General features: G+C 69.5%; 18 protein-coding genes. 7 read left to right on the top strand and 11 right to left on the bottom strand.

The genetic code is table 11. The features are described from left to right. Positions 1–407 precede the first annotated feature (407 nt). Both katG and V3391_RS02405 read left to right on the top strand, forming a co-directional pair. Complete coding sequence (katG, locus tag V3391_RS02410; protein WP_332076821.1) at positions 408–2,654, top strand: catalase/peroxidase HPI; 2,247 nt, start codon at positions 408–410, stop codon at positions 2,652–2,654. Positions 2,655–2,803: 149 nt separating this feature from the next. Beyond that, positions 2,804–3,751 carry an SDR family NAD(P)-dependent oxidoreductase gene (locus tag V3391_RS02405; RefSeq protein ID WP_332076820.1) on the top strand — a complete coding sequence of 316 codons (948 nt, stop codon included), beginning with the start codon at positions 2,804–2,806 and terminating at the stop codon, positions 3,749–3,751. A 7-nt stretch (positions 3,752–3,758) separates the two neighbouring features. Here V3391_RS02405 and V3391_RS02400 read toward each other — a convergent pair whose 3' ends face one another. From V3391_RS02400 to V3391_RS02385, 4 genes are read right to left on the bottom strand one after another with little or no spacing between them, the layout of a single operon-like run. Then, on the bottom strand, positions 3,759–4,172 hold the full coding sequence (locus V3391_RS02400; protein ID WP_332076819.1) for an RNA-binding S4 domain-containing protein: 414 nt from the start codon (positions 4,170–4,172) through the stop codon (positions 3,759–3,761). Next, on the bottom strand, positions 4,169–5,509 hold the full coding sequence (locus tag V3391_RS02395) for a sensor histidine kinase (protein ID WP_332076818.1): 1,341 nt from the start codon (positions 5,507–5,509) through the stop codon (positions 4,169–4,171). Before V3391_RS02395 ends, V3391_RS02400 begins: the two co-directional genes overlap by 4 nt. Beyond that, entirely contained in the window at positions 5,506–6,168 is a 663-nt protein-coding gene (locus tag V3391_RS02390) for a response regulator transcription factor (RefSeq protein WP_332076817.1), read from the bottom strand. The genes V3391_RS02395 and V3391_RS02390 overlap by 4 nt, the downstream gene beginning before the upstream one ends. Further along, complete coding sequence (locus V3391_RS02385; RefSeq protein WP_332076816.1) at positions 6,168–6,488, bottom strand: PepSY domain-containing protein; 321 nt, start codon at positions 6,486–6,488, stop codon at positions 6,168–6,170. The genes V3391_RS02390 and V3391_RS02385 overlap by 1 nt, the downstream gene beginning before the upstream one ends. 129 nt (positions 6,489–6,617) lie before the next feature. Between V3391_RS02385 and V3391_RS02380 the strand changes: the two genes are divergently transcribed. Further along, on the top strand, positions 6,618–6,950 hold the full coding sequence (locus tag V3391_RS02380) for a PepSY domain-containing protein (protein WP_332076815.1): 333 nt from the start codon (positions 6,618–6,620) through the stop codon (positions 6,948–6,950). Positions 6,951–7,158: 208 nt separating this feature from the next. Here V3391_RS02380 and rplS read toward each other — a convergent pair whose 3' ends face one another. The 7 genes from rplS to ffh form a co-directional block, all read right to left on the bottom strand. Continuing rightward, the gene (gene rplS, locus V3391_RS02375; protein WP_232136089.1) at positions 7,159–7,602 is read right to left on the bottom strand and encodes a 50S ribosomal protein L19; all 444 of its coding nucleotides are present in this window, start codon (positions 7,600–7,602) and stop codon (positions 7,159–7,161) included. A gap of 146 nt (positions 7,603–7,748) precedes the next feature. After that, a complete protein-coding gene (gene trmD, locus V3391_RS02370) occupies positions 7,749–8,516 on the bottom strand; it encodes a tRNA (guanosine(37)-N1)-methyltransferase TrmD (protein ID WP_332077692.1) in 768 nt (255 codons plus the stop codon). A 180-nt stretch (positions 8,517–8,696) separates the two neighbouring features. Beyond that, complete coding sequence (gene rimM / locus V3391_RS02365; RefSeq protein WP_332076814.1) at positions 8,697–9,224, bottom strand: ribosome maturation factor RimM; 528 nt, start codon at positions 9,222–9,224, stop codon at positions 8,697–8,699. Between the two features lie 37 nt (positions 9,225–9,261). Further along, positions 9,262–9,528, bottom strand: coding sequence for a 30S ribosomal protein S16 (gene rpsP, locus V3391_RS02360; protein ID WP_232116211.1), 267 nt, complete (start codon positions 9,526–9,528; stop codon positions 9,262–9,264). Positions 9,529–9,621: 93 nt separating this feature from the next. Next, a complete protein-coding gene (locus V3391_RS02355) occupies positions 9,622–10,443 on the bottom strand; it encodes an aminotransferase class IV (protein WP_332076813.1) in 822 nt (273 codons plus the stop codon). Further along, on the bottom strand, positions 10,440–11,510 hold the full coding sequence (locus tag V3391_RS02350) for an NAD(P)H-dependent flavin oxidoreductase (RefSeq protein ID WP_332076812.1): 1,071 nt from the start codon (positions 11,508–11,510) through the stop codon (positions 10,440–10,442). The genes V3391_RS02355 and V3391_RS02350 overlap by 4 nt, the downstream gene beginning before the upstream one ends. 4 nt (positions 11,511–11,514) lie before the next feature. Beyond that, positions 11,515–12,885, bottom strand: coding sequence for a signal recognition particle protein (ffh, locus tag V3391_RS02345; protein ID WP_332076811.1), 1,371 nt, complete (start codon positions 12,883–12,885; stop codon positions 11,515–11,517). Between the two features lie 116 nt (positions 12,886–13,001). On the opposite strand from ffh, the gene V3391_RS02340 reads away from it, so the two are divergent. The 4 genes from V3391_RS02340 (at position 13,002) to V3391_RS02325 (ending at position 17,170) form a co-directional block, all read left to right on the top strand. Beyond that, positions 13,002–13,790: a cytochrome C assembly family protein gene (locus tag V3391_RS02340; protein WP_332076810.1), complete on the top strand. Its 789-nt coding sequence runs from the start codon at positions 13,002–13,004 to the stop codon at positions 13,788–13,790. Positions 13,791–14,010: 220 nt separating this feature from the next. Continuing rightward, positions 14,011–14,469, top strand: coding sequence for a MarR family winged helix-turn-helix transcriptional regulator (locus V3391_RS02335; RefSeq protein WP_332076809.1), 459 nt, complete (start codon positions 14,011–14,013; stop codon positions 14,467–14,469). A 2-nt stretch (positions 14,470–14,471) separates the two neighbouring features. Beyond that, complete coding sequence (locus tag V3391_RS02330; protein WP_332076808.1) at positions 14,472–15,974, top strand: efflux transporter outer membrane subunit; 1,503 nt, start codon at positions 14,472–14,474, stop codon at positions 15,972–15,974. Beyond that, entirely contained in the window at positions 15,971–17,170 is a 1,200-nt protein-coding gene (locus tag V3391_RS02325; RefSeq protein ID WP_332076807.1) for an HlyD family secretion protein, read from the top strand. The genes V3391_RS02330 and V3391_RS02325 overlap by 4 nt, the downstream gene beginning before the upstream one ends. Positions 17,171–17,179 lie beyond the last annotated feature (9 nt).

Genomic DNA, 17,179 nt, shown 5'->3' with positions numbered 1-17,179 from the left:
AACGGATGGTCGACACTCCGGCTGTCGAAGAAGCGCGTCCGGTCCGAGCCTGCATGCCGAGCATCAAACCCCTCTGCATTCGCTCACCAGCGGGTCTGCGCAATCGCGCGCCTGCTCTCGATAGCCCACCCCTATCGAATAGACGGGAACAATCGATTTCCCTCCCGGCAATGACTGCGCCTACGCTGAAGGTCCAGTCCGGGAGGCCGCCCGCCATGCGCCAGCTCATCGATCCGCCAATACCGCGATGCCACTGTCGCGAGTGGTCTTCCAGCACCGACTGATCGAAGGCCCACGCCCGCGCGTGCACGCCTTCTGTCATCCGTTTTTCGCAGACTCGAACCCGATGCGCCGCCGGCCGTGACCGGCACGCCATCGTCCAGACACCACACGGGAGAACGCCAGCCATGTCGACCGACGCCAAGTGCCCCTTCCACCAGACCGCCGGCGGCGGCACCAGTAACCGCGACTGGTGGCCGAACCAGCTGCGTCTGGATCTGCTCAACCAGCATTCCGCGAAGTCCGACCCCATGGGCGGGGATTTCGATTACGCCGCCGAATTCGCCAAACTCGACTACGCCGGCCTCAAGCGCGATCTCGCCGCGCTGATGACCGATTCGCAGGACTGGTGGCCGGCCGATTTCGGCCACTACGGCGGCCTGTTCGTGCGCATGGCCTGGCACAGCGCCGGCACCTACCGCATCGGTGACGGGCGCGGCGGCGGTGGTCGCGGCCAGCAGCGCTTCGCGCCGCTCAACAGCTGGCCGGACAACGTGAGCCTCGACAAGGCGCGTCGCCTGCTGTGGCCGATCAAGCAGAAGTACGGCCGCGCGATCTCGTGGGCGGACCTGATGATCCTCACCGGCAACGTCGCGCTGGAGACGATGGGCTTCAAGACCTTCGGCTTCGCCGGCGGCCGCGACGACACCTGGGAGCCGGACCTGGACGTGTACTGGGGCCGCGAGACCACGTGGCTCGGCGGCGATGTGCGTTATGCGCACGGCTCGCACGGTGTGCCGAAGGACGGCGACGACGGCGTGCTGGTGTCGGATGACGACGCCGACGGCGACGTGCATTCGCGCAAGCTCGAGAACCCGCTCGCGGCGGTGCAGATGGGCCTGATCTACGTGAATCCGGAAGGCCCGGACGGCAATCCCGATCCACTGCTCGCCGCCGCGGATATCCGCGACACCTTCGGCCGCATGGCGATGGACGACGAGGAAACCGTCGCGCTGATCGCCGGTGGCCACAGCTTCGGCAAGACCCACGGCGCGGCACCGTCCGAGCACGTCGGCGAAGAGCCCGAGGCGCATACGCTCGAAGCGCAGGGCTTCGGCTGGCACAACAGCTTCGGCAGCGGCAAGGGCGCCGACACGATCACCAGCGGTCTCGAAGTCACCTGGACGAAGACGCCGGCACAGTGGAGCAACGACTTCTTCGAACACCTGTTCGGTTTCGAATGGGAACTGTCGAAGAGCCCGGCCGGCGCGCAGCAGTGGGTGGCGAAGAATGCGGATGCGACGATTCCGCACGCCTATGACGCGTCGAAGAAGCTCGTGCCGACGATGCTCACCACCGATCTCGCGCTGCGCTTCGATCCCGCGTACGAGAAGATCTCGCGCCGCTTCCTCGACAATCCCGACCAGTTCGCCGACGCGTTCGCGCGTGCGTGGTTCAAGCTCACCCATCGCGACATGGGCCCGCGTGCGCGCTATCTCGGCCCGGAAGTGCCGGACGAAGTGCTGATCTGGCAGGACCCGGTGCCGGCGGTCGAACACGCGCTGATCGACGAGGCCGATGTCGCCTCGCTGAAGCAGGCGATCCTGGCCAGCGGCCAGTCGGTCTCGGAACTGGTCTCGACCGCATGGGCGTCGGCGTCGACGTTCCGCGGCGGCGACAAGCGCGGCGGCGCGAACGGCGCGCGCATCCGGCTCGCGCCTCAGAAGGACTGGGCGGTCAACAATCCGTCGCAGCTTGCGAAGGTGCTCGCCGCGCTCGAAAAAGTGCAGGCCGACTTCAACGGCAAGGCCGCGGGCGGCAAGCAGGTGTCGCTGGCTGATCTGATCGTGCTCGGCGGCGCCGCCGCGGTCGAGAAGGCCGCGCAGGACGCAGGCGTATCGGTGACCGTGCCGTTCTCGCCCGGTCGCAGCGATGCCTCGCAGGACCAGACCGATGTCGAATCCTTCGACGCGCTGGAACCCTGGGCCGACGGCTTCCGCAACTACGCCAAGGGCCACTCGGTGGTGCCGCTGGAGCATCTGCTGATCGATCGCGCACAGCTGCTGACCCTGACCGCACCGGAGACGACGGTGCTGATCGGTGGCCTGCGCGTGCTCGGCGCCAACCACGACGGCAGCTCGCACGGTGTGCTGACCGATCGCCCGGGCGTGCTGTCGAACGACTTCTTCCGCAACCTGCTCGACATGGGCACCGAGTGGGCGCCCTCGGGCCGCACCACGTTCGAAGGGCGCGCGCGTAGCACGGGCGAAAAGCGGTGGAGCGGCACCCGCGTCGATCTCGTGTTCGGTTCGAACGCGATCCTGCGTGCACTGGCCGAGGTCTACGCCAGCGACGATGCGCAGGAAAAGTTCGTGCGCGACTTCGTCGCCGCATGGACCAAGGTCATGGACCTGGACCGCTACGACCTGCGCTGATCGCTGCGCGATATCGCCCTCGGGCGAATGTGTGACCGGACGCCGATGCCCTGCATCGGCGTTCGCGTTTCCGGCACTTGCATCTCCGTGATGTCGCCACGCGACCGTCCTACACTCGACGCCCCGAACCGTCACGGACCCGACGACTAATGCATCTCGATCGACGCAGGCGCCGCCTGCTGCAGGCCGGCGCGCTGGCCACACTGGCGAGCGCCCTGCCCGGTTTCGCGCGCACGCCGAACCTCGACGCGACGACGACCGCAGAAGACGCGACCGCCGGCCTCGACCTGCGTGGCCGGACCATCGTCGTCACCGGCTGCACGTCCGGCATCGGCCAAGAAACCATGCGTGTGCTCGCACTGCGCGGTGCGCATGTGCTCGGCACGGCGCGGTCGCAGGCGAGCGGTGACGCCGCCTGCGCCGCGGTCGAAGGTCGCGCGACGCCGGTGGTGCTGGATCTCGCCGATTTCGATTCCGTCGTCGCGGCGAGCGACACGATCCGCGCGCTCGATGTGCCGATCGACGCGCTGGTCTGCAATGCCGGCGTGGTGCTCGACGATCTGGAGCAGGTCCGCGGCATCGAGAAGACCTTCGTCGTGAACCACCTCGGCCACTACCTGCTGGTGCGCCGTCTGCTCGATCGCGTGACCGCCGCGCCACAGGGCCGCGTGGTCGTGCTCGGCAGCGGCGACGAGCGCCATGCGCCGCCGGGCGGTATCCAGTTCGATGATCTTTCCGGCGCGGGCTGGGACGCGCGCTACGCCCATTCCAAGCTGGCGAACGGCCTGTTCTCGCTGGAACTGTCGCGGCGCCTCGACGGCACACGGGCCACGTCCAATTGCGTGTCGCCCGGCCACACGCGCAGCAACATCCTGCGCAACGTCGGCAACGGTTACCGTGATGACGCGCGCAGCGTGCAACAGGGCGCGGCGACGCCGTGCTGGCTCGCGGCCGCGCCTGCGGCATCCGCCATCAACGGCGCGTTCTACCGCGATTTCGCGCCGGCACCGCAAAGCGACGCGCAGCGCGACACCGCGATGGCTGGGCGGCTGTGGGACGTTTCGGAGACCCTGGTCGAACCCTGGTTGCCCGGCTGAGACGGACTCAGAGCGCGTCGATGTCGCCGAGTGCGCGAATCAGTTTCCGCGCGCGCTTGTCGGGCTTGTGCTCCGGCGCCTGGTAGCCGGCACGCGCGGCGCGCGCTTCGGCCAACCGCGCCAGCCGCGCTTCGCGGGAGGCCTCCGTTTCGCTGTAGAGCGTCTGCGCGACGCTCGCGGGTCCACGCGTGTCCGACAGTCCGGCGACCGCGATGTCGAACACTTCCTCGCCGCGGGCGACGCGCAGCGCGTCGCCGATGCGGACCGCGCGCGCGGGTTTCGCACGCTGACCGCCGACATCGACCTTGCCGGTCTCGATCGCCTGCTTGGCCAGCGCGCGGGTCTTGAAGAAACGCGCCGCCCACAGCCAGAGATCGAGGCGCACGGTGTCGGCGGCGTTGGGAACCTGTGCTTCGCTCATGCGCCCGATATCGGTGCGCCGGCCGGCAAATCAAGCAGGACGCGGAATCCGCCCGGCAGGTTCTCGAGTACCAGACGACCGTCGTAACCGGCTGCGATCCCGTCGACGATCGACAGGCCCAGCCCGTGCCCCGGCATCCGGCTGTCGAGGCGCACGCCGCGCTGCAATGCATGCCGCAGCGCGTCGGACTGCATGCCGGGGCCGTCGTCGTCGACCGCGATCCGTACGCGCCCGTCAGCGGATGTCGCATGGATCCGCACCTGCGCGTGCGCCCACTTCACCGCGTTGTCGACGAGGTTGCCGAGCATCTCTTCCAGGTCCTCGCGCGCGCCGGCGAACACCAGATCCGGGGCGACCTCGCAGTGCAGCGTCACGCGATCGCCGGCGGTCTGCGCGAACAGCCCGCACAGCGCCTCGGCCACCGGCGCGATCGGCGTGCGCTGACGCGCATCGACCGCGAAGCCGCCCGCGAGCCTGCGCTCCACTTCGCCGCGCATGCGCTGCACCTGGGCCGAGACCACACCGGCGATGTCGTCGCCCGGGCGCTGCGCTTCCGCCGATAGCACGGCGAGCGGCGTCTTCAACGCGTGCGCGAGATCCTCGGCGGCGTGGCGCGCGCGGGCGACGCGGCGTGCATGTTCGTCGAGCAGATCGTCGATCTGTTCCGCCAGCGGCGCCGCCTCGGCGGGCCAGCGCTCGGCGCCGAAGCGCACGTCGTCGCCATTGCGCACGCGCTGCAGAATGCCGCGCATGCGCCTCAGCGGGCGCAGGCCCCATTCGATCTGCCAGGCCAGCAGCGCCAGCAACGCCGCCGCCGCGCCGGCGAAGGCGAGCATCGCCGCCTGCCTGAAGCCGCGCGTCTCGGCGATGACGTCGCCACGGTCGCCCGCGACGTGCACGGGAATGGGATCGGCGACACCCGGCAGCCGCAGCAACTGCGCGCGCATGCGCAGCTGCTGGCCGCGCGGGCCTTCGACGACCGACCACACCGCCGCCGTGCCGGGCACGTCGTACGCGACGAGTTCGTCGTCCCACAGCGAGCGCGAGCGCAGCGCGTCCGTGCCGTCGCCGATGCGCCAGTACCAGCCGGAGAACACGCGCGCCCAGCGTTCGTCGGCCGGGGGACGACGCAACTGCCAGCCGCCGTCCGCACGCGCTTCCAGCAGGCCGGCGAGCGTCGCGAAGTCGTCGTCGAGGCGCGCGTCGAGCGCGCGTTGTCCGGAACGTTCGAACATCGCGCCGAGAAGACCACCGGCGATCAGCGCCGAGATCGCCACGCCCAGCGCGCCGGCCAGCCACAGGCGCCAGCGCAGCGACAGCGCGCGTCGCGCGTTCATGGCGTCTCCGACAACCGGAAGCCCTGCCCGCGCACCGTGTGCACGAGGGCGACGCCGAGTTTGCGGCGGATGCGTCCGATCAGCACGTCGAGCGCGTTGGAATCGGGATCGAAGCCGTTGTCGTAGACGTGTTCGCCGAGTTCACCGCGACTGACCACACGACCGGCGTGATGGATCAGGTACGCGAGGATGCGGTGTTCCTGCGCGGTCAACGCGAGCGGATCGCCGTCGAGCGCGAAGCGGCCCGCATTCGCGTCGAACTCCAGCGGTCCGCAGCGCAGTCGCGGCGACGCATGGCCCACGCTGCGGCGGATCAACGCCTGCAGCCGCAGCACCAGTTCCTCGATCTGGAAGGGCTTGGTGAGGTAGTCGTCGGCGCCGGCGTTGAAACCGGCCAGCTTGTCGTGCCAGCGGCTGCGCGCGGTGAGCACCAGCACCGGCAGCGTTAGCCCGGCTTCGCGCCAGCGGTGCAGCACGGAGACGCCGTCGAGACTCGGCAGGCCGAGATCGAGCACGACCGCGTCGTAGGCTTCCGTCTGGCCGCGGAACTCGGCGTCGGCGCCGTCTTGAGCACGATCGACCGCGAAACCCGCGGCACCGAGCGCAGCGGCCACGCGCGCCGCGAGTTCGACGTCGTCTTCGGCCAGCAGGATGCGCATCAGTCGTCGATCTCGACCTTGAGCAGGCGCCCGGTGCGCGCATCGTACTTCAGCTCCGCGACGCGACCGTCGCGCATCAGGATCTCGATCTCGTATTCGTCGTCGTCCTGGTCGAGTTCGACTTCGATCACGCGCCCCGGATAGCGGCGCTCGGCATCGGCGAGCAGGCGTTCGAGCCGGACGAACTCGCCGCTGCGCACGCCGTCGCGGGCGTAGTCGGCGGTGCCCTGGGGATCCTGCGCATCGGCGTGCAGCGGCAGCGCGAGCGGCGCGGCGAGCAGCAGGGCGGCGAGTGCGAGCGGAGCAAGGAGAGTACGCATGGCGCAAGTGTGGCGACGCGGATTAACAGAACCGTGAACGGCTCGATCAGAAGCGCGTTAAGCGCGATGGGGAGACTGGCGTCAACCGGTTGCAGACCGGTGCACCCCATCCCACACCGAGGACTCACCATGACCCGTACCGCCATTGCCACTCTGATCGCCGCCGCCACGTTCGCCGTCGCTGCACCGCTCGCGTTCGCCCAGGACCGCGACGACCGCCGCGGCGACGAAGACCGCGTGCACGCCGCGGCGGCCGCCAAGGCCGACCCGCGTTTCCGCGCCAACAGCGCCTCGCTCGACGCCATCCTCGCCGATGCGCAGCGTCGTCATCCGGGCCGCGTCATCGACGTGTCCTACGACGACGGCGAGTACGACATCGACATCCGCCAGGACGACGGCCGCATCGTCGAGCTGGAATATTCGGCGCGCACCGGTCGCCTGCTCGAGGCCGATTACGACTGACCGTTCGACGACGGACCGTCGGACCGAAGGGCGCTGGATGTATCCAGCGCCCTTTTTTTGCATCGGTTTTCGTAGGAGCGCGCTCGCGCGCTTGTCCGGGTAGAGCCTCATCGCGCGCAAGCGCTCCACAAGGGTCACAGAATTTCTTGACCCCTCGAACGCAAACGGCCGCCTTGCGGCGGCCGTCGTGCGACGCGGAGAGGTCCGATTACTCGGCAGCGGCAGCCGGTGCTGCAGCGGCTGCGGCCTTGTCGGCGCGCGCCTTCTCGTTCTTCGCCTTCGCCGAAGCGGACAGATCTTCCTTGATGCGCGCCTTCTTGCCTTCCAGGCCACGCAGGTAGTACAGCTTGCCGGCGCGGACGGCGCCACGGCGCTTCACTTCCAGCGAGTCGATGATCGAGCTGTGGGTCTGGAACACGCGCTCGACGCCGAAGCCGTGCGAGATCTTGCGGACGGTGAACGCGGAGTTCAGGCCGGCGTTCTTCTTGCCGATGACCACACCTTCATAGGCCTGCAGACGCTCGCGGTTGCCTTCCTTGACCTTCACGTTGACGACAACGGTGTCGCCCGGGCCGAACTCGGGGAGTTCGCGGGTGGTCTGGGCGCTTTCGAAGTTCTGCAGCAGGGTATGCAAAGAGGGCTTGTTGGTCATGGTCTTGGCCTGTTGGTGTCGTTATTGGCGTGGTGCACGTGGACGCACGCTCTGGCTCGGCGAGCTCTTGGGCTCTGGGTGAAACGGGTTAGCCGCGCATTATAGACGGGGTCGCGGGGCGATTGCCAGCACCCAGGTGGACTGGATCAGGCGTCCGATCCACCGTTCGCATCCCCGCCCTGCCCGGCCCGCCAGGCCGCCAGCAGACGGCGATCGGCCTTGCCCAGCGCGCCCTCGTCGATCAGGTCCGGGCGCCGCTCCAGCGTGCGGACCAGCGATTGCTGGCGCCGCCACTTGGCGATCTCGGCGTGGTTGCCCGACAGCAGCACGTCCGGCACCCGGCCCATCTCGTGTTCGACGGGACGCGTGTAGTGCGGACAGTCGAGCAGGCCATCGCCTTCGAAACTGTCCTGCACCGCGGATTCCGCGTCGCCCAGCGCGCCGTCCTGCAGCCGCGCGACGGCGTCCACAACGACGGCTGCGGCCAGTTCGCCGCCCGACAGCACGTAGTCGCCGATCGACAGCTCCTCGTCGATCTCGGTCTGCAGCAGGCGTTCGTCGACACCTTCATAGCGACCGCACAGCAGCACGAGACGCGGCAGCGCCGCGAGCTCGCGCACCTTGGCCTGGGTCAGCGGGCGTCCCTGCGGACTCATGTAGATCACCCGCACCGGCGCCGGATCGGCAGCGCGCGCCGCGGCGAGTGCAGCGCGCAAAGGCTCGATCAGCATCACCATGCCGGGGCCGCCGCCGAAGGGGCGATCGTCGACACGGCGGTAATTGCCGTCCGCGTAATCGCGCGGATTCCAGCCCTGCATCGTCAGCAGGCCACGCTCACGCGCACGGCCGACCACGCCGACGGCTGCGGCCTGGTCGATGAAATCGGGGAACAGACTGACGACGTCGATGCGGATGGCGCGTGCATCGGCGGACGCGCGCACTGCATCTGTGGACGCGGTGTCGTCTGGATTCGGAAGGATGTCGGACGTCATGGCGTGTCCCCTGCGGTCGCATCGCGCAGCGCGTCAGGTGCCAGCAGACGCAGCGGTGTATCGACGGCCATCGTGGCCGTTTCGAAAGCGCGGCGCGCCGTCCTAGAAATCAGGATCCCAGTCCACGGTGACCAGCGCCGTGTCGAAATCGATCGACACGATGTAGTCCGGCACGACGAACGGCACCATGCGCTCGCGATCGCCCTGTGCGACCAGCACGTCGTTGGCGCCGGTCGAGAACAGGTGCGAAACGACGCCGAAATCGACGCCTTCGACGTTGCGCACGCGCAGGCCTTCGAGATCGACCCAGTAGTACTCGCCGGGCTTCGGCGGCGGCAGCGCCTCGCGCGGCACGAAGACTTCGAGTCCGCGCGCCGCTTCGGCACCGTCACGGTCCTCGACCCCGGGCAGCGTCGCGACGACACCCTTGGGTGTCTCGCGACCCTTCGCGCCTTCGCATTCGCGCTCGATGCCGCGCGCGTCGCGCAACACCCAAGGCTGGTAGCGGAAGATCGCGCTGCGCGGTTCGGTGAAGGATTCGAGTTTCACTTCGCCACGCACACCGAACGCTCCATGGACCTTGCCCACCTGGATCATCCGGCGGGGAGGCTGGCGCGTCGGGTCGTTCATGTCGACAACGGCCGCGCCCGCAGGCGCGGCCCGTCAATCAGGCAGCGGCGGTCGCAGCAGCGACCTTGCCGGCGTCCTTGTACAGCGCGCGGACCTTGTCGGTCATCTGCGCGCCCTTGGACACCCAATGGTCGACGCGCGCGGTGTCGAGGACGATGCGCTGCTCGCCACCGGTGGCGACCGGGTTGTAGTAACCCACGCGCTCGATGTTGCGGCCGTCGCGCGCGCTGCGCGAGTCGGTCACGATGATGTGGTAGAACGGACGCTTCTTGGCGCCGCCGCGCGTCAGACGGATCTTGACCATTGCTTTGCTTCCTGTGTTGCCCAGTCGCCAGGGTGGCGAGGTAAGCCGGCGATTATAGCGGAAACCCCCGCCTGCTCGGCAAGCCGGGGCCGCTCAATCGCCCAGCGGGTCCCACGGCACGGCCTTCAGAATGGCCTGCAACGCCTCCGGAACGACCGGATCTCCCGCGAACGCCTGCCCGTCCACCGCTGCCAGCGGCCACAGGCCGCTGCTGTTGCAGGCGAAGGCTGCCCGGAAGCCGACGCAGTCCGTCAGCCGGACCGGTTCGATGCGCCGGGCCGAATCCGCGGCGTCCAGACCTGCACGCAGCATGCCTTCGGTGACACCGCGCAAGGCATCGCCCTGCGGCCAGACGATGGCGCCGCCGGCATCGACGAAACCGATGTTCCACAAGGCACCTTCGAGCACATGACCCGCATCATCGACCAGCAGCGCGTCGTCGAAGCCGGCGGCGCGGGCGGTACGCCGTGCATGCAGCAAGGGCAACGTGGCGAGGTGCTTGAGATGCGCCAGCGGACGCTGGTGCCGACAGCTCTGCAGACGCTGCGGCGCCGTGGGCGCAGTACGCGGTGGCGACAGCGCGACGAGCAGCGTCACGTCCACGGCATCGCCCCGCTCGACCGCCGCCACATCCAGCGCGCCGACCGAAACCCGGAGCGTGGCGTCGTCGACTGCGGCTGCGTCAAGCGCGAATGCGAGTTCGCGCTGGATGCGCGCAGCGGACAACGCACTGCCGAACAGTTCGACATTGGCAGATTGCAGGCGCTCAAGATGACGGCCGAATCCCTGCACCGCCCCGCCGCGCACCTGCATCGTCGACAGGTGGCCGTAATTGGTCTGCAGCGCGGTCAGCGTGACCGCATCGGCAGGCCTGCCCTCGATCCAGAGGTTGGTGGCCGATGCGATCCGGTTCACAGCAATGCGTCGGCCGTGCGCCACCAGTCGGCGACGAGTTCTGCCGCAGGCCGCGCCTGTGCAGACGCAGCCGACTGGCCGGCCCAGGCCTGCATCGCATCGATCCGGCCGTCGCGCACCGCGGCCGCGCGCATGGGCGCCGTCAATGCGCGCTGCACGGGATAGGGCTGCGGTGGCGGTGCGTTTCCGGATGCGGCCGCGCGCACGTAATCCGTCGCCAGCGCGCGGCCGAGCCGGCCGCTGAAGGCACGCGTCGGCCGGGTCTGTTCGGGTTCCGCTGCTGCCAGCGCCTCGGCCCAGGCCGGTGCGATGCCGGCCTCGGGCGTACGCAGGAAGGCGGTACCGATCTGCACCGCGCTGGCGCCCAGTGTCAGCGCCGCCGCGATGCCGCGGCCATCGGCGATGCCGCCCGCGGCGATCACCGGCACGCGCAGCGCATCGGCCAGTCGCGGGATCAGGGAGAACAGGCCGACGAGTTGCGTGTCGGCCTTGGCCGCGTCGAACGCGCCGCGATGGCCACCCGCTTCGAAGCCCTGCGCGACGACTGCATCGGCGCCTGCCGCCTCGGCCGCGAGCGCTTCGTCGAGCGTCGTCGCGCACGCGAACCAGGCGATGCCTGCGGCTTTCAGCCGCGCGACGAACGGCGCCGGGAACACCCCCATGATCGACGACGCCACCGCCGGCCTGGCGGCGAGCAGCGCGTCGCATTGCGCATCGAAATCAGCCGGTGTCGCGTCGCCAGCCTTGACGGGCACGACCGGCCCCCACTGCGCGAGAAACCCACGCGTCGCGGCTTCGGCCGCAGCGTCCCGCACCGGTGCAGGATCGGGGATCCAGAGATTGATCTGGGCCGGGCCGCCGCCTGCGGCGCGCAGATCGTCCATCCACGTGCCGATGTCACCGGGCTGCGACAGCACCGCGCCCATTGCGCCCATGCCGCCGGCTTCGATCACGGCTCGCGACAGCGCCACGGGACACGCGCCCGCCATCGGCGACAACAGCACCGGCAGCCGCAGCCCGAAGCGCGAACAGAAGGCGTCGCTGCGCTGGCGGGCCGGATGGCGCATGCGATCAGCGGAACGGCATGCGGCCGATGCCGCCCATCATCCCCTGCAGGCCGCGCATCATGCCCTTCATGCCGCCGCGGGCCATCTTGCCCATCATCTTTTCCATCTGCATGTACTGCTTCATCAGCTTGTTGACGTCGGCCGGTGTGGTGCCGGAACCGGCGGCGATGCGCGCGCGGCGCGAGCCGTTGAGCAGGTTCGGATTGCGGCGTTCCTTCTTCGTCATCGAACCGATGATCGCGATCATGCGCGGCACTTCCTTGCCCTGGCTGACCTGCTGCTTGAGATGCTCGGGCACCTGGCCCAGGCCCGGCAGCTTCTCCATCAGGCTGCCGATGCCGCCCATGTTCTGCATCTGCTCGAGCTGGTCGCGCATGTCGTTGAGGTCGAACTTCTTGCCCTTGGCGACCTTCTCGGCGAGCTTCTGCGCCTTGTCCTTGTCGACTTGGCCTTCGACCTGCTCGACCAGCGACAGCACGTCGCCCATGTCGAGGATGCGACTGGCGACACGCTCGGGATGGAACAGGTCGAGCCCGTCGACCTTTTCGCCGGTACCGACGAACTTGATCGGCTTGCCGGTGATGTAGCGCACCGACAGCGCCGCGCCACCGCGGGCGTCACCGTCGGTCTTGGTCAGCACCACGCCGGTCAGCGGCAGCGCTTCGCCGAAGGCCTTGGCGGTGTTGGCGGCGTCCTGGCCGGTCATCGAGTCGACGACGAACAGCGTCTCGACCGGATTGACCGCGGCATGCAGCGCCTTGATCTCGGCCATCATCGCTTCGTCGATCGCGAGGCGGCCGGCGGTGTCGACCAGCAGCACGTCGATGAAGGACTTCTTCGCCGCGGCGATCGCCGCGCGCACGATGTCGACCGGCTGCTCCGAAGACTCGGACGGGAAGAACGTCACGTCGACCTGTTCGGCCAGCGTCTTCAGCTGCTCGATCGCGGCCGGACGGTAGACGTCGGCCGAGACCACCATGACCTTCTTCTTGCGCTTTTCCTTGAGCAGCTTGGCGAGCTTGCCGACCGTCGTGGTCTTGCCCGCGCCCTGCAGGCCGGCCATCAGGATGACCGCCGGCGCCGGCACGTTGAGGTTGAGCTCGGTGGCCTGCGCGCCCATCACGGCGGTCAGCTCGTCGCGCACGACCTTGATCAGCGCCTGGCCCGGCGTCAGCGACTTGAGTACTTCCTGGCCGACCGCCCGCACCTTGATGCGCTCGATCAGCGCCTGCACCACCGGCAGTGCGACGTCGGCTTCCAGCAGCGCGATGCGCACTTCGCGGGTGGCCTCGCGGATGTTCTCCTCGGTCAGACGACCGCGGCCGCGCAGGCGCTCCATGGTGCCGGACAGGCGCTGGGTCAGGGACTCGAACATGCGGGACTCGATGCGACGGAATTCGGCCGGCGATTATAGCCCGCCGCCCCGCGCGGCCCGCGGCCCGCGCACCTCGACGCTCCCTTCGGACCGGCCCGCCGTGCGACACTCGCGCGATGACAATCGTTCTCATCGCAGCCCTGCTGTATCTGCTGGCGGCCGCGGCGCTCGTGCGCGGCGTCGCGCGCGAGCCGGCGCCCGGCAGGCTCTGGTGGGCGTCGCCCGCATTAGGTGCGATCGCACTGCACGTGTCGGCGCACGTGCTGGTGTGGCGCGAGGTCGGCGCCGAACTGCATTTCTTCGCGGCGCTGTCGCTGGTCGGCCTCGGCATGGCCGCGCTGACGGTGCTCTACGACGTGCGCGGCCGCATGGCGGCGCTGGGCGTGATCGTGTTTCCGATCGCCGCACTCACCCTGCTCGGGTACGGGCAGGCCGTGCACACATCGTCCGACACGCTCGACTGGCGCCTGCAGCTGCACGCCTGGTGCGCGCTGCTCGCCTACGCCGCGCTCGCCGTCGCCGCATTGCTCGCGCTGTTGCTGTGGGCGCAGGAACGCGCGCTGCGCCGTCGGGAATTCCATCGCTGGCTGCGTGCCCTGCCGCCACTGACCGAACTCGAATCGCTGCTGTTCCGCACGATCTGGGTGGGTTTCATCCTGCTCACCGCCACGCTGGTGAGCGGCGTGCTCTTCGTCGACGATTTCTTCGCCCAGCACCTGATGCACAAGACCGTGCTCAGCGTGCTGTCGTGGCTGGCCTTCGGCGCCCTGCTGTTCGGCCGCTGGCGGCACGGCTGGCGTGGCGCCCGCGCCGTCGGCTGGACGCTCGCTGCGATGGCACTGCTGGTGCTGGCCTTCTTCGGCAGCAAGTTCGTGCTGGAACTGGTACTGCGGCGGACTGGCTGACCGCTGCGGCGCGACCGCTCGCAGGCCAATCATTTCGAGCGGCCGGCATTACGGCCTGGCACGACTCCACCACGCGCCGCGCAGCCGGCCGTTCCCGTGTGGAACCCCGTCGCGGCACGACCTCGTGATCTGAACGGTGTCCCACGCGGCCTCGGGAAATCCATTGCCGTAAAAATACTTGCCTTGACAACAATTGCGCGGGCGAGGAATATGCGCGGCCATGGACACCTCCCGCCCCTGCGCCTCCGCCAGCGGATCTTCGCTCGGCCTGCTGTTCCGGCAGGTCCGTGATGCGATGTGGGCGCGGATGGCCGACGAGCTGTCGAAGTCCGGCCACGATCTGAGTTTCAGCCAGTACATCACGCTGAAGAAGCTCGCCCTCGGCACCACCGGCGCGACCGATCTGGCGCGCGCCGCCGAACTCAATCCCGGTGCGATGACGCGGTTGATCGACAAGCTGATCGAACGCGGACTGGTCGAGCGGCATGCGGATCCCGGCGATCGGCGTGTGGTGCGCATCCAGCTCAGCGAACAGGGCCAGGCGATCTGGCGCGACATCGACCAGTGCGGCAACCGCGTGCGCGAGCGCGCGATGTCGGGCATGGACGAGGCGGAGCGCCTGCAGTTCATCCGCGTCCTCGAACAGGTCCGCGACAACCTCTCCTTCCCCGGACAGTGACCATGTCTTCTTCCACGACACGCGCCCCGCGCCGGGCGCGGGCTGCCGCATTGCCGATCGTCGCCGTGCTCGCATCTGCGCTGCTGCTCGCCGGCTGCGCCAGCAGCCGCGGGCTCGCACCGCAACTGGTGGCCACCGATGCCGACACACTCGCCACCTCGCGCAGCCTCGGCGGTGACGCGCTGAGCGCGGCCGATTTCCCGCGCGCCGACTGGTGGACCGCGTTCGCCGATCCACAGCTCGATGCCTTGATCGACGAAGCCCTGCGCGACAGTCCGTCGCTGGCCGCGGCCGATGCCCGCGCCCGCAGCGCGCGTGCGCAGGCCGGGCTCGCCGATGCGCAGCGCAACCCGACGCTCGGCGCCAGCGCGCGCGTCAGCGGCGTGCAGTTGCCCGCGACCATCGCGCCCGAACCGCTCGGCGGCGACTTCAAGGCCAGCAACGTGCTGCTGTTGAACTTCGCCTGGGCGCCCGATCTGTGGGGCGGCCAGCGCGCCACGTTCGAAGCCGCGGCCGGTCAGGCACGCGCGGCGGAAGTGGAGGCGCAGGCGGCGCGGCTCACCCTGTCGGCGAACGTCGCGCGCACCTACATCGCGCTGGCGCAGGCCTTCGACACGCAGGACGTCGCCGCGCGCGAACAGGCGCGTGCGAGCCGCCTGCGCGATCTCGCCGCGCAACGCGTCGACGCCGGTCTCGACAACCAGCTGCAGCTGCGCAACGCCGATGCGTCGATCGCCATCGCGAGACAGCAGGCGCAGGCCGCACAGCAGCAGATCGACGCGCTGCGCAATGCGCTGGCCGCATTGCTGGGCAAGGGCCCGGACCGCGGCCTCGACATCGCACGCCCACCGCTGCTGCAAGCGGCCGCGCCGACCGTGCCGGCGGTGCTGCCGAGCGAACTGCTGGGCCATCGCCCCGATGTCGTCGCTGCGCGCTGGCGGGTCGAGGCGGCGTCGCGCGGCGTGGATGCGGCGCAGGCCGCGTTCAGGCCGAGCGTCAATCTCAGCGCGCTGGTCGGTCTCGCCGCCGGCAATCTGTCGGACCTGTTCGGCAGCGACGCGGTGCTCGGGCTCGGTGGTCCGGCGATCAGCCTGCCGATCTTCGACGGCGGCCGCCTGCGTGCGGGCCTGTCGCAACGTGATGCCGATTACGACCTCGCCGTCGCCAGTTACAACCAGACGCTGGTGACGAGCCTGCGCGAATTGACCGATGCGCTGCAGTCTGCGCGCGCATTCGATGCGCAGATCGCGACGGTCGGCGACGCCACCGAAGCCGCGCGCCAGGCATTCGCACTCGCCGACACGCGCTACCAGGCGGGCCTCGGCAACCAGCTCGACGTGCTCGCCGCGCAACGCCCGCTGTTCCAGCTCGAACAGCAGCTCGCCGCACTACGCGCGCAGCGTCTCGGCGCCGCCGTCGATCTCGACCGCGCGCTCGGCGGAGGCCTCGCGCCGACCGCGCCCACATCTTCCATGCAGACCCACGCCGGGACGATCACGCCATGACTTCCGAATCCACTTCCGTCGCCGACGCCGCCGCACCGCAGAAGAACGGCAAGCGCCGCCGCGCGCTCGCGATCCTCGCCACCGTCGCCATCGTCGCCGGCATCGGCTGGGCCGCGTGGTATCTGCTGGTCGCGCGCTGGCACCAGGACACCGACGACGCCTACGTGCAGGGCAACGTCGTCAGCATCGTGCCGCAGACGATGGGCACGGTGGTGTCGATCGATGCCGATGAAGGCATGCGCGTCGAAGCCGGCCAGGCGCTGGTGCATCTGGATCCCAACGATGCGCAGGTCGCCTACGACCAGTCGGTCGCGAATCTCGCCGGCACCGTGCGCCAGGTGCGCGGGCTCTACAGCAGCGTCGAATCCGGCCAGGCCGATCTCGCCGCGCGTCAGGTCGCCGTGCGCCAGGCGCGCGAGGACGTGAAGCGTCGCGAAGGGCTGGTCGCCAGCGGCGCGGTCTCGCGCGAGGAACTCGCGCACGCACGCGACATCCTGGCCGGCGCGGAAGCGGCGCTGTCGGGTTCGCAGGGCCAGCTCTCGCGCAGCCGCGCGCTGGTCGACGCGACCGAGATCGCCAGCCAGCCGCAGGTGCAGGCGGCCGCCGGCCAGCTCCGCCAGGCGTGGCTCAACCTGCAGCGCATGGCGATCGTCGCACCGGTCTCGGGCCACGTCGCCAAGCGCGAGGTGCAGCTCGGCCAGCGCGTGGCACCGGGCAATACGCTGATGACGATCGTGCCGCTGGAACAGGTGTGGATCGAAGCCAACTTCAAGGAAACCCAGCTGACGAAGATGCGCATCGGCCAGCCGGTCGAAGTGCACGCCGATCTCTACGGCAGCGACGTGCGCTACGACGGTCGCGTCGCGAGTCTCGGCATGGGCACCGGCAGTGCGTTCTCGCTGCTGCCGGCGCAGAACGCCAGCGGCAACTGGATCAAGATCGTGCAGCGCGTGCCTGTGCGGATCGAACTCGACCCGAAGCAGGTCGTCGAGCATCCGCTGCGGCTGGGCCTGTCGATGCACGTCGATGTCGCCATCCGCGACCAGGACGGCGCCGTGCTGGCCTCGGTCGACGCCCCGCGCAATACCCCGCTGCTGGCGACCGATGCCTATGCCGAGCAGCTGAAGCAGGCCGATGCGCTGATCGAACGCACCATCGCGCAGAACCTGCCGGCGACCACCGTCGCCCGTCGCTGATCCGTCGCC

Source organism: Luteimonas flava, assembly GCF_036584485.1.
Classification (GTDB): Bacteria; Pseudomonadota; Gammaproteobacteria; order Xanthomonadales; family Xanthomonadaceae; genus Luteimonas; species Luteimonas flava.
This window is presented reverse-complemented; position numbering and strand designations above follow the sequence as displayed.

Coding starts and splice junctions, on each gene's coding strand:
- V3391_RS02400 (WP_332076819.1), bottom strand. CDS start 4,172: ATGAGCGAAGCACAGGTTCCCAACGCCGCCGACACCGTGCGCCTCGAT.
- V3391_RS02405 (WP_332076820.1), top strand. CDS start 2,804: ATGCATCTCGATCGACGCAGGCGCCGCCTGCTGCAGGCCGGCGCGCTG.
- V3391_RS02330 (WP_332076808.1), top strand. CDS start 14,472: ATGTCTTCTTCCACGACACGCGCCCCGCGCCGGGCGCGGGCTGCCGCA.
- rplS (WP_232136089.1), bottom strand. CDS start 7,602: ATGACCAACAAGCCCTCTTTGCATACCCTGCTGCAGAACTTCGAAAGC.
- V3391_RS02340 (WP_332076810.1), top strand. CDS start 13,002: ATGACAATCGTTCTCATCGCAGCCCTGCTGTATCTGCTGGCGGCCGCG.
- V3391_RS02380 (WP_332076815.1), top strand. CDS start 6,618: ATGACCCGTACCGCCATTGCCACTCTGATCGCCGCCGCCACGTTCGCC.
- V3391_RS02390 (WP_332076817.1), bottom strand. CDS start 6,168: ATGCGCATCCTGCTGGCCGAAGACGACGTCGAACTCGCGGCGCGCGTG.
- katG (WP_332076821.1), top strand. CDS start 408: ATGTCGACCGACGCCAAGTGCCCCTTCCACCAGACCGCCGGCGGCGGC.
- V3391_RS02325 (WP_332076807.1), top strand. CDS start 15,971: ATGACTTCCGAATCCACTTCCGTCGCCGACGCCGCCGCACCGCAGAAG.
- ffh (WP_332076811.1), bottom strand. CDS start 12,885: ATGTTCGAGTCCCTGACCCAGCGCCTGTCCGGCACCATGGAGCGCCTG.
- V3391_RS02395 (WP_332076818.1), bottom strand. CDS start 5,509: ATGAACGCGCGACGCGCGCTGTCGCTGCGCTGGCGCCTGTGGCTGGCC.
- V3391_RS02385 (WP_332076816.1), bottom strand. CDS start 6,488: ATGCGTACTCTCCTTGCTCCGCTCGCACTCGCCGCCCTGCTGCTCGCC.
- V3391_RS02335 (WP_332076809.1), top strand. CDS start 14,011: ATGGACACCTCCCGCCCCTGCGCCTCCGCCAGCGGATCTTCGCTCGGC.
- rpsP (WP_232116211.1), bottom strand. CDS start 9,528: ATGGTCAAGATCCGTCTGACGCGCGGCGGCGCCAAGAAGCGTCCGTTC.
- V3391_RS02350 (WP_332076812.1), bottom strand. CDS start 11,510: ATGCGCCATCCGGCCCGCCAGCGCAGCGACGCCTTCTGTTCGCGCTTC.
- rimM (WP_332076814.1), bottom strand. CDS start 9,224: ATGAACGACCCGACGCGCCAGCCTCCCCGCCGGATGATCCAGGTGGGC.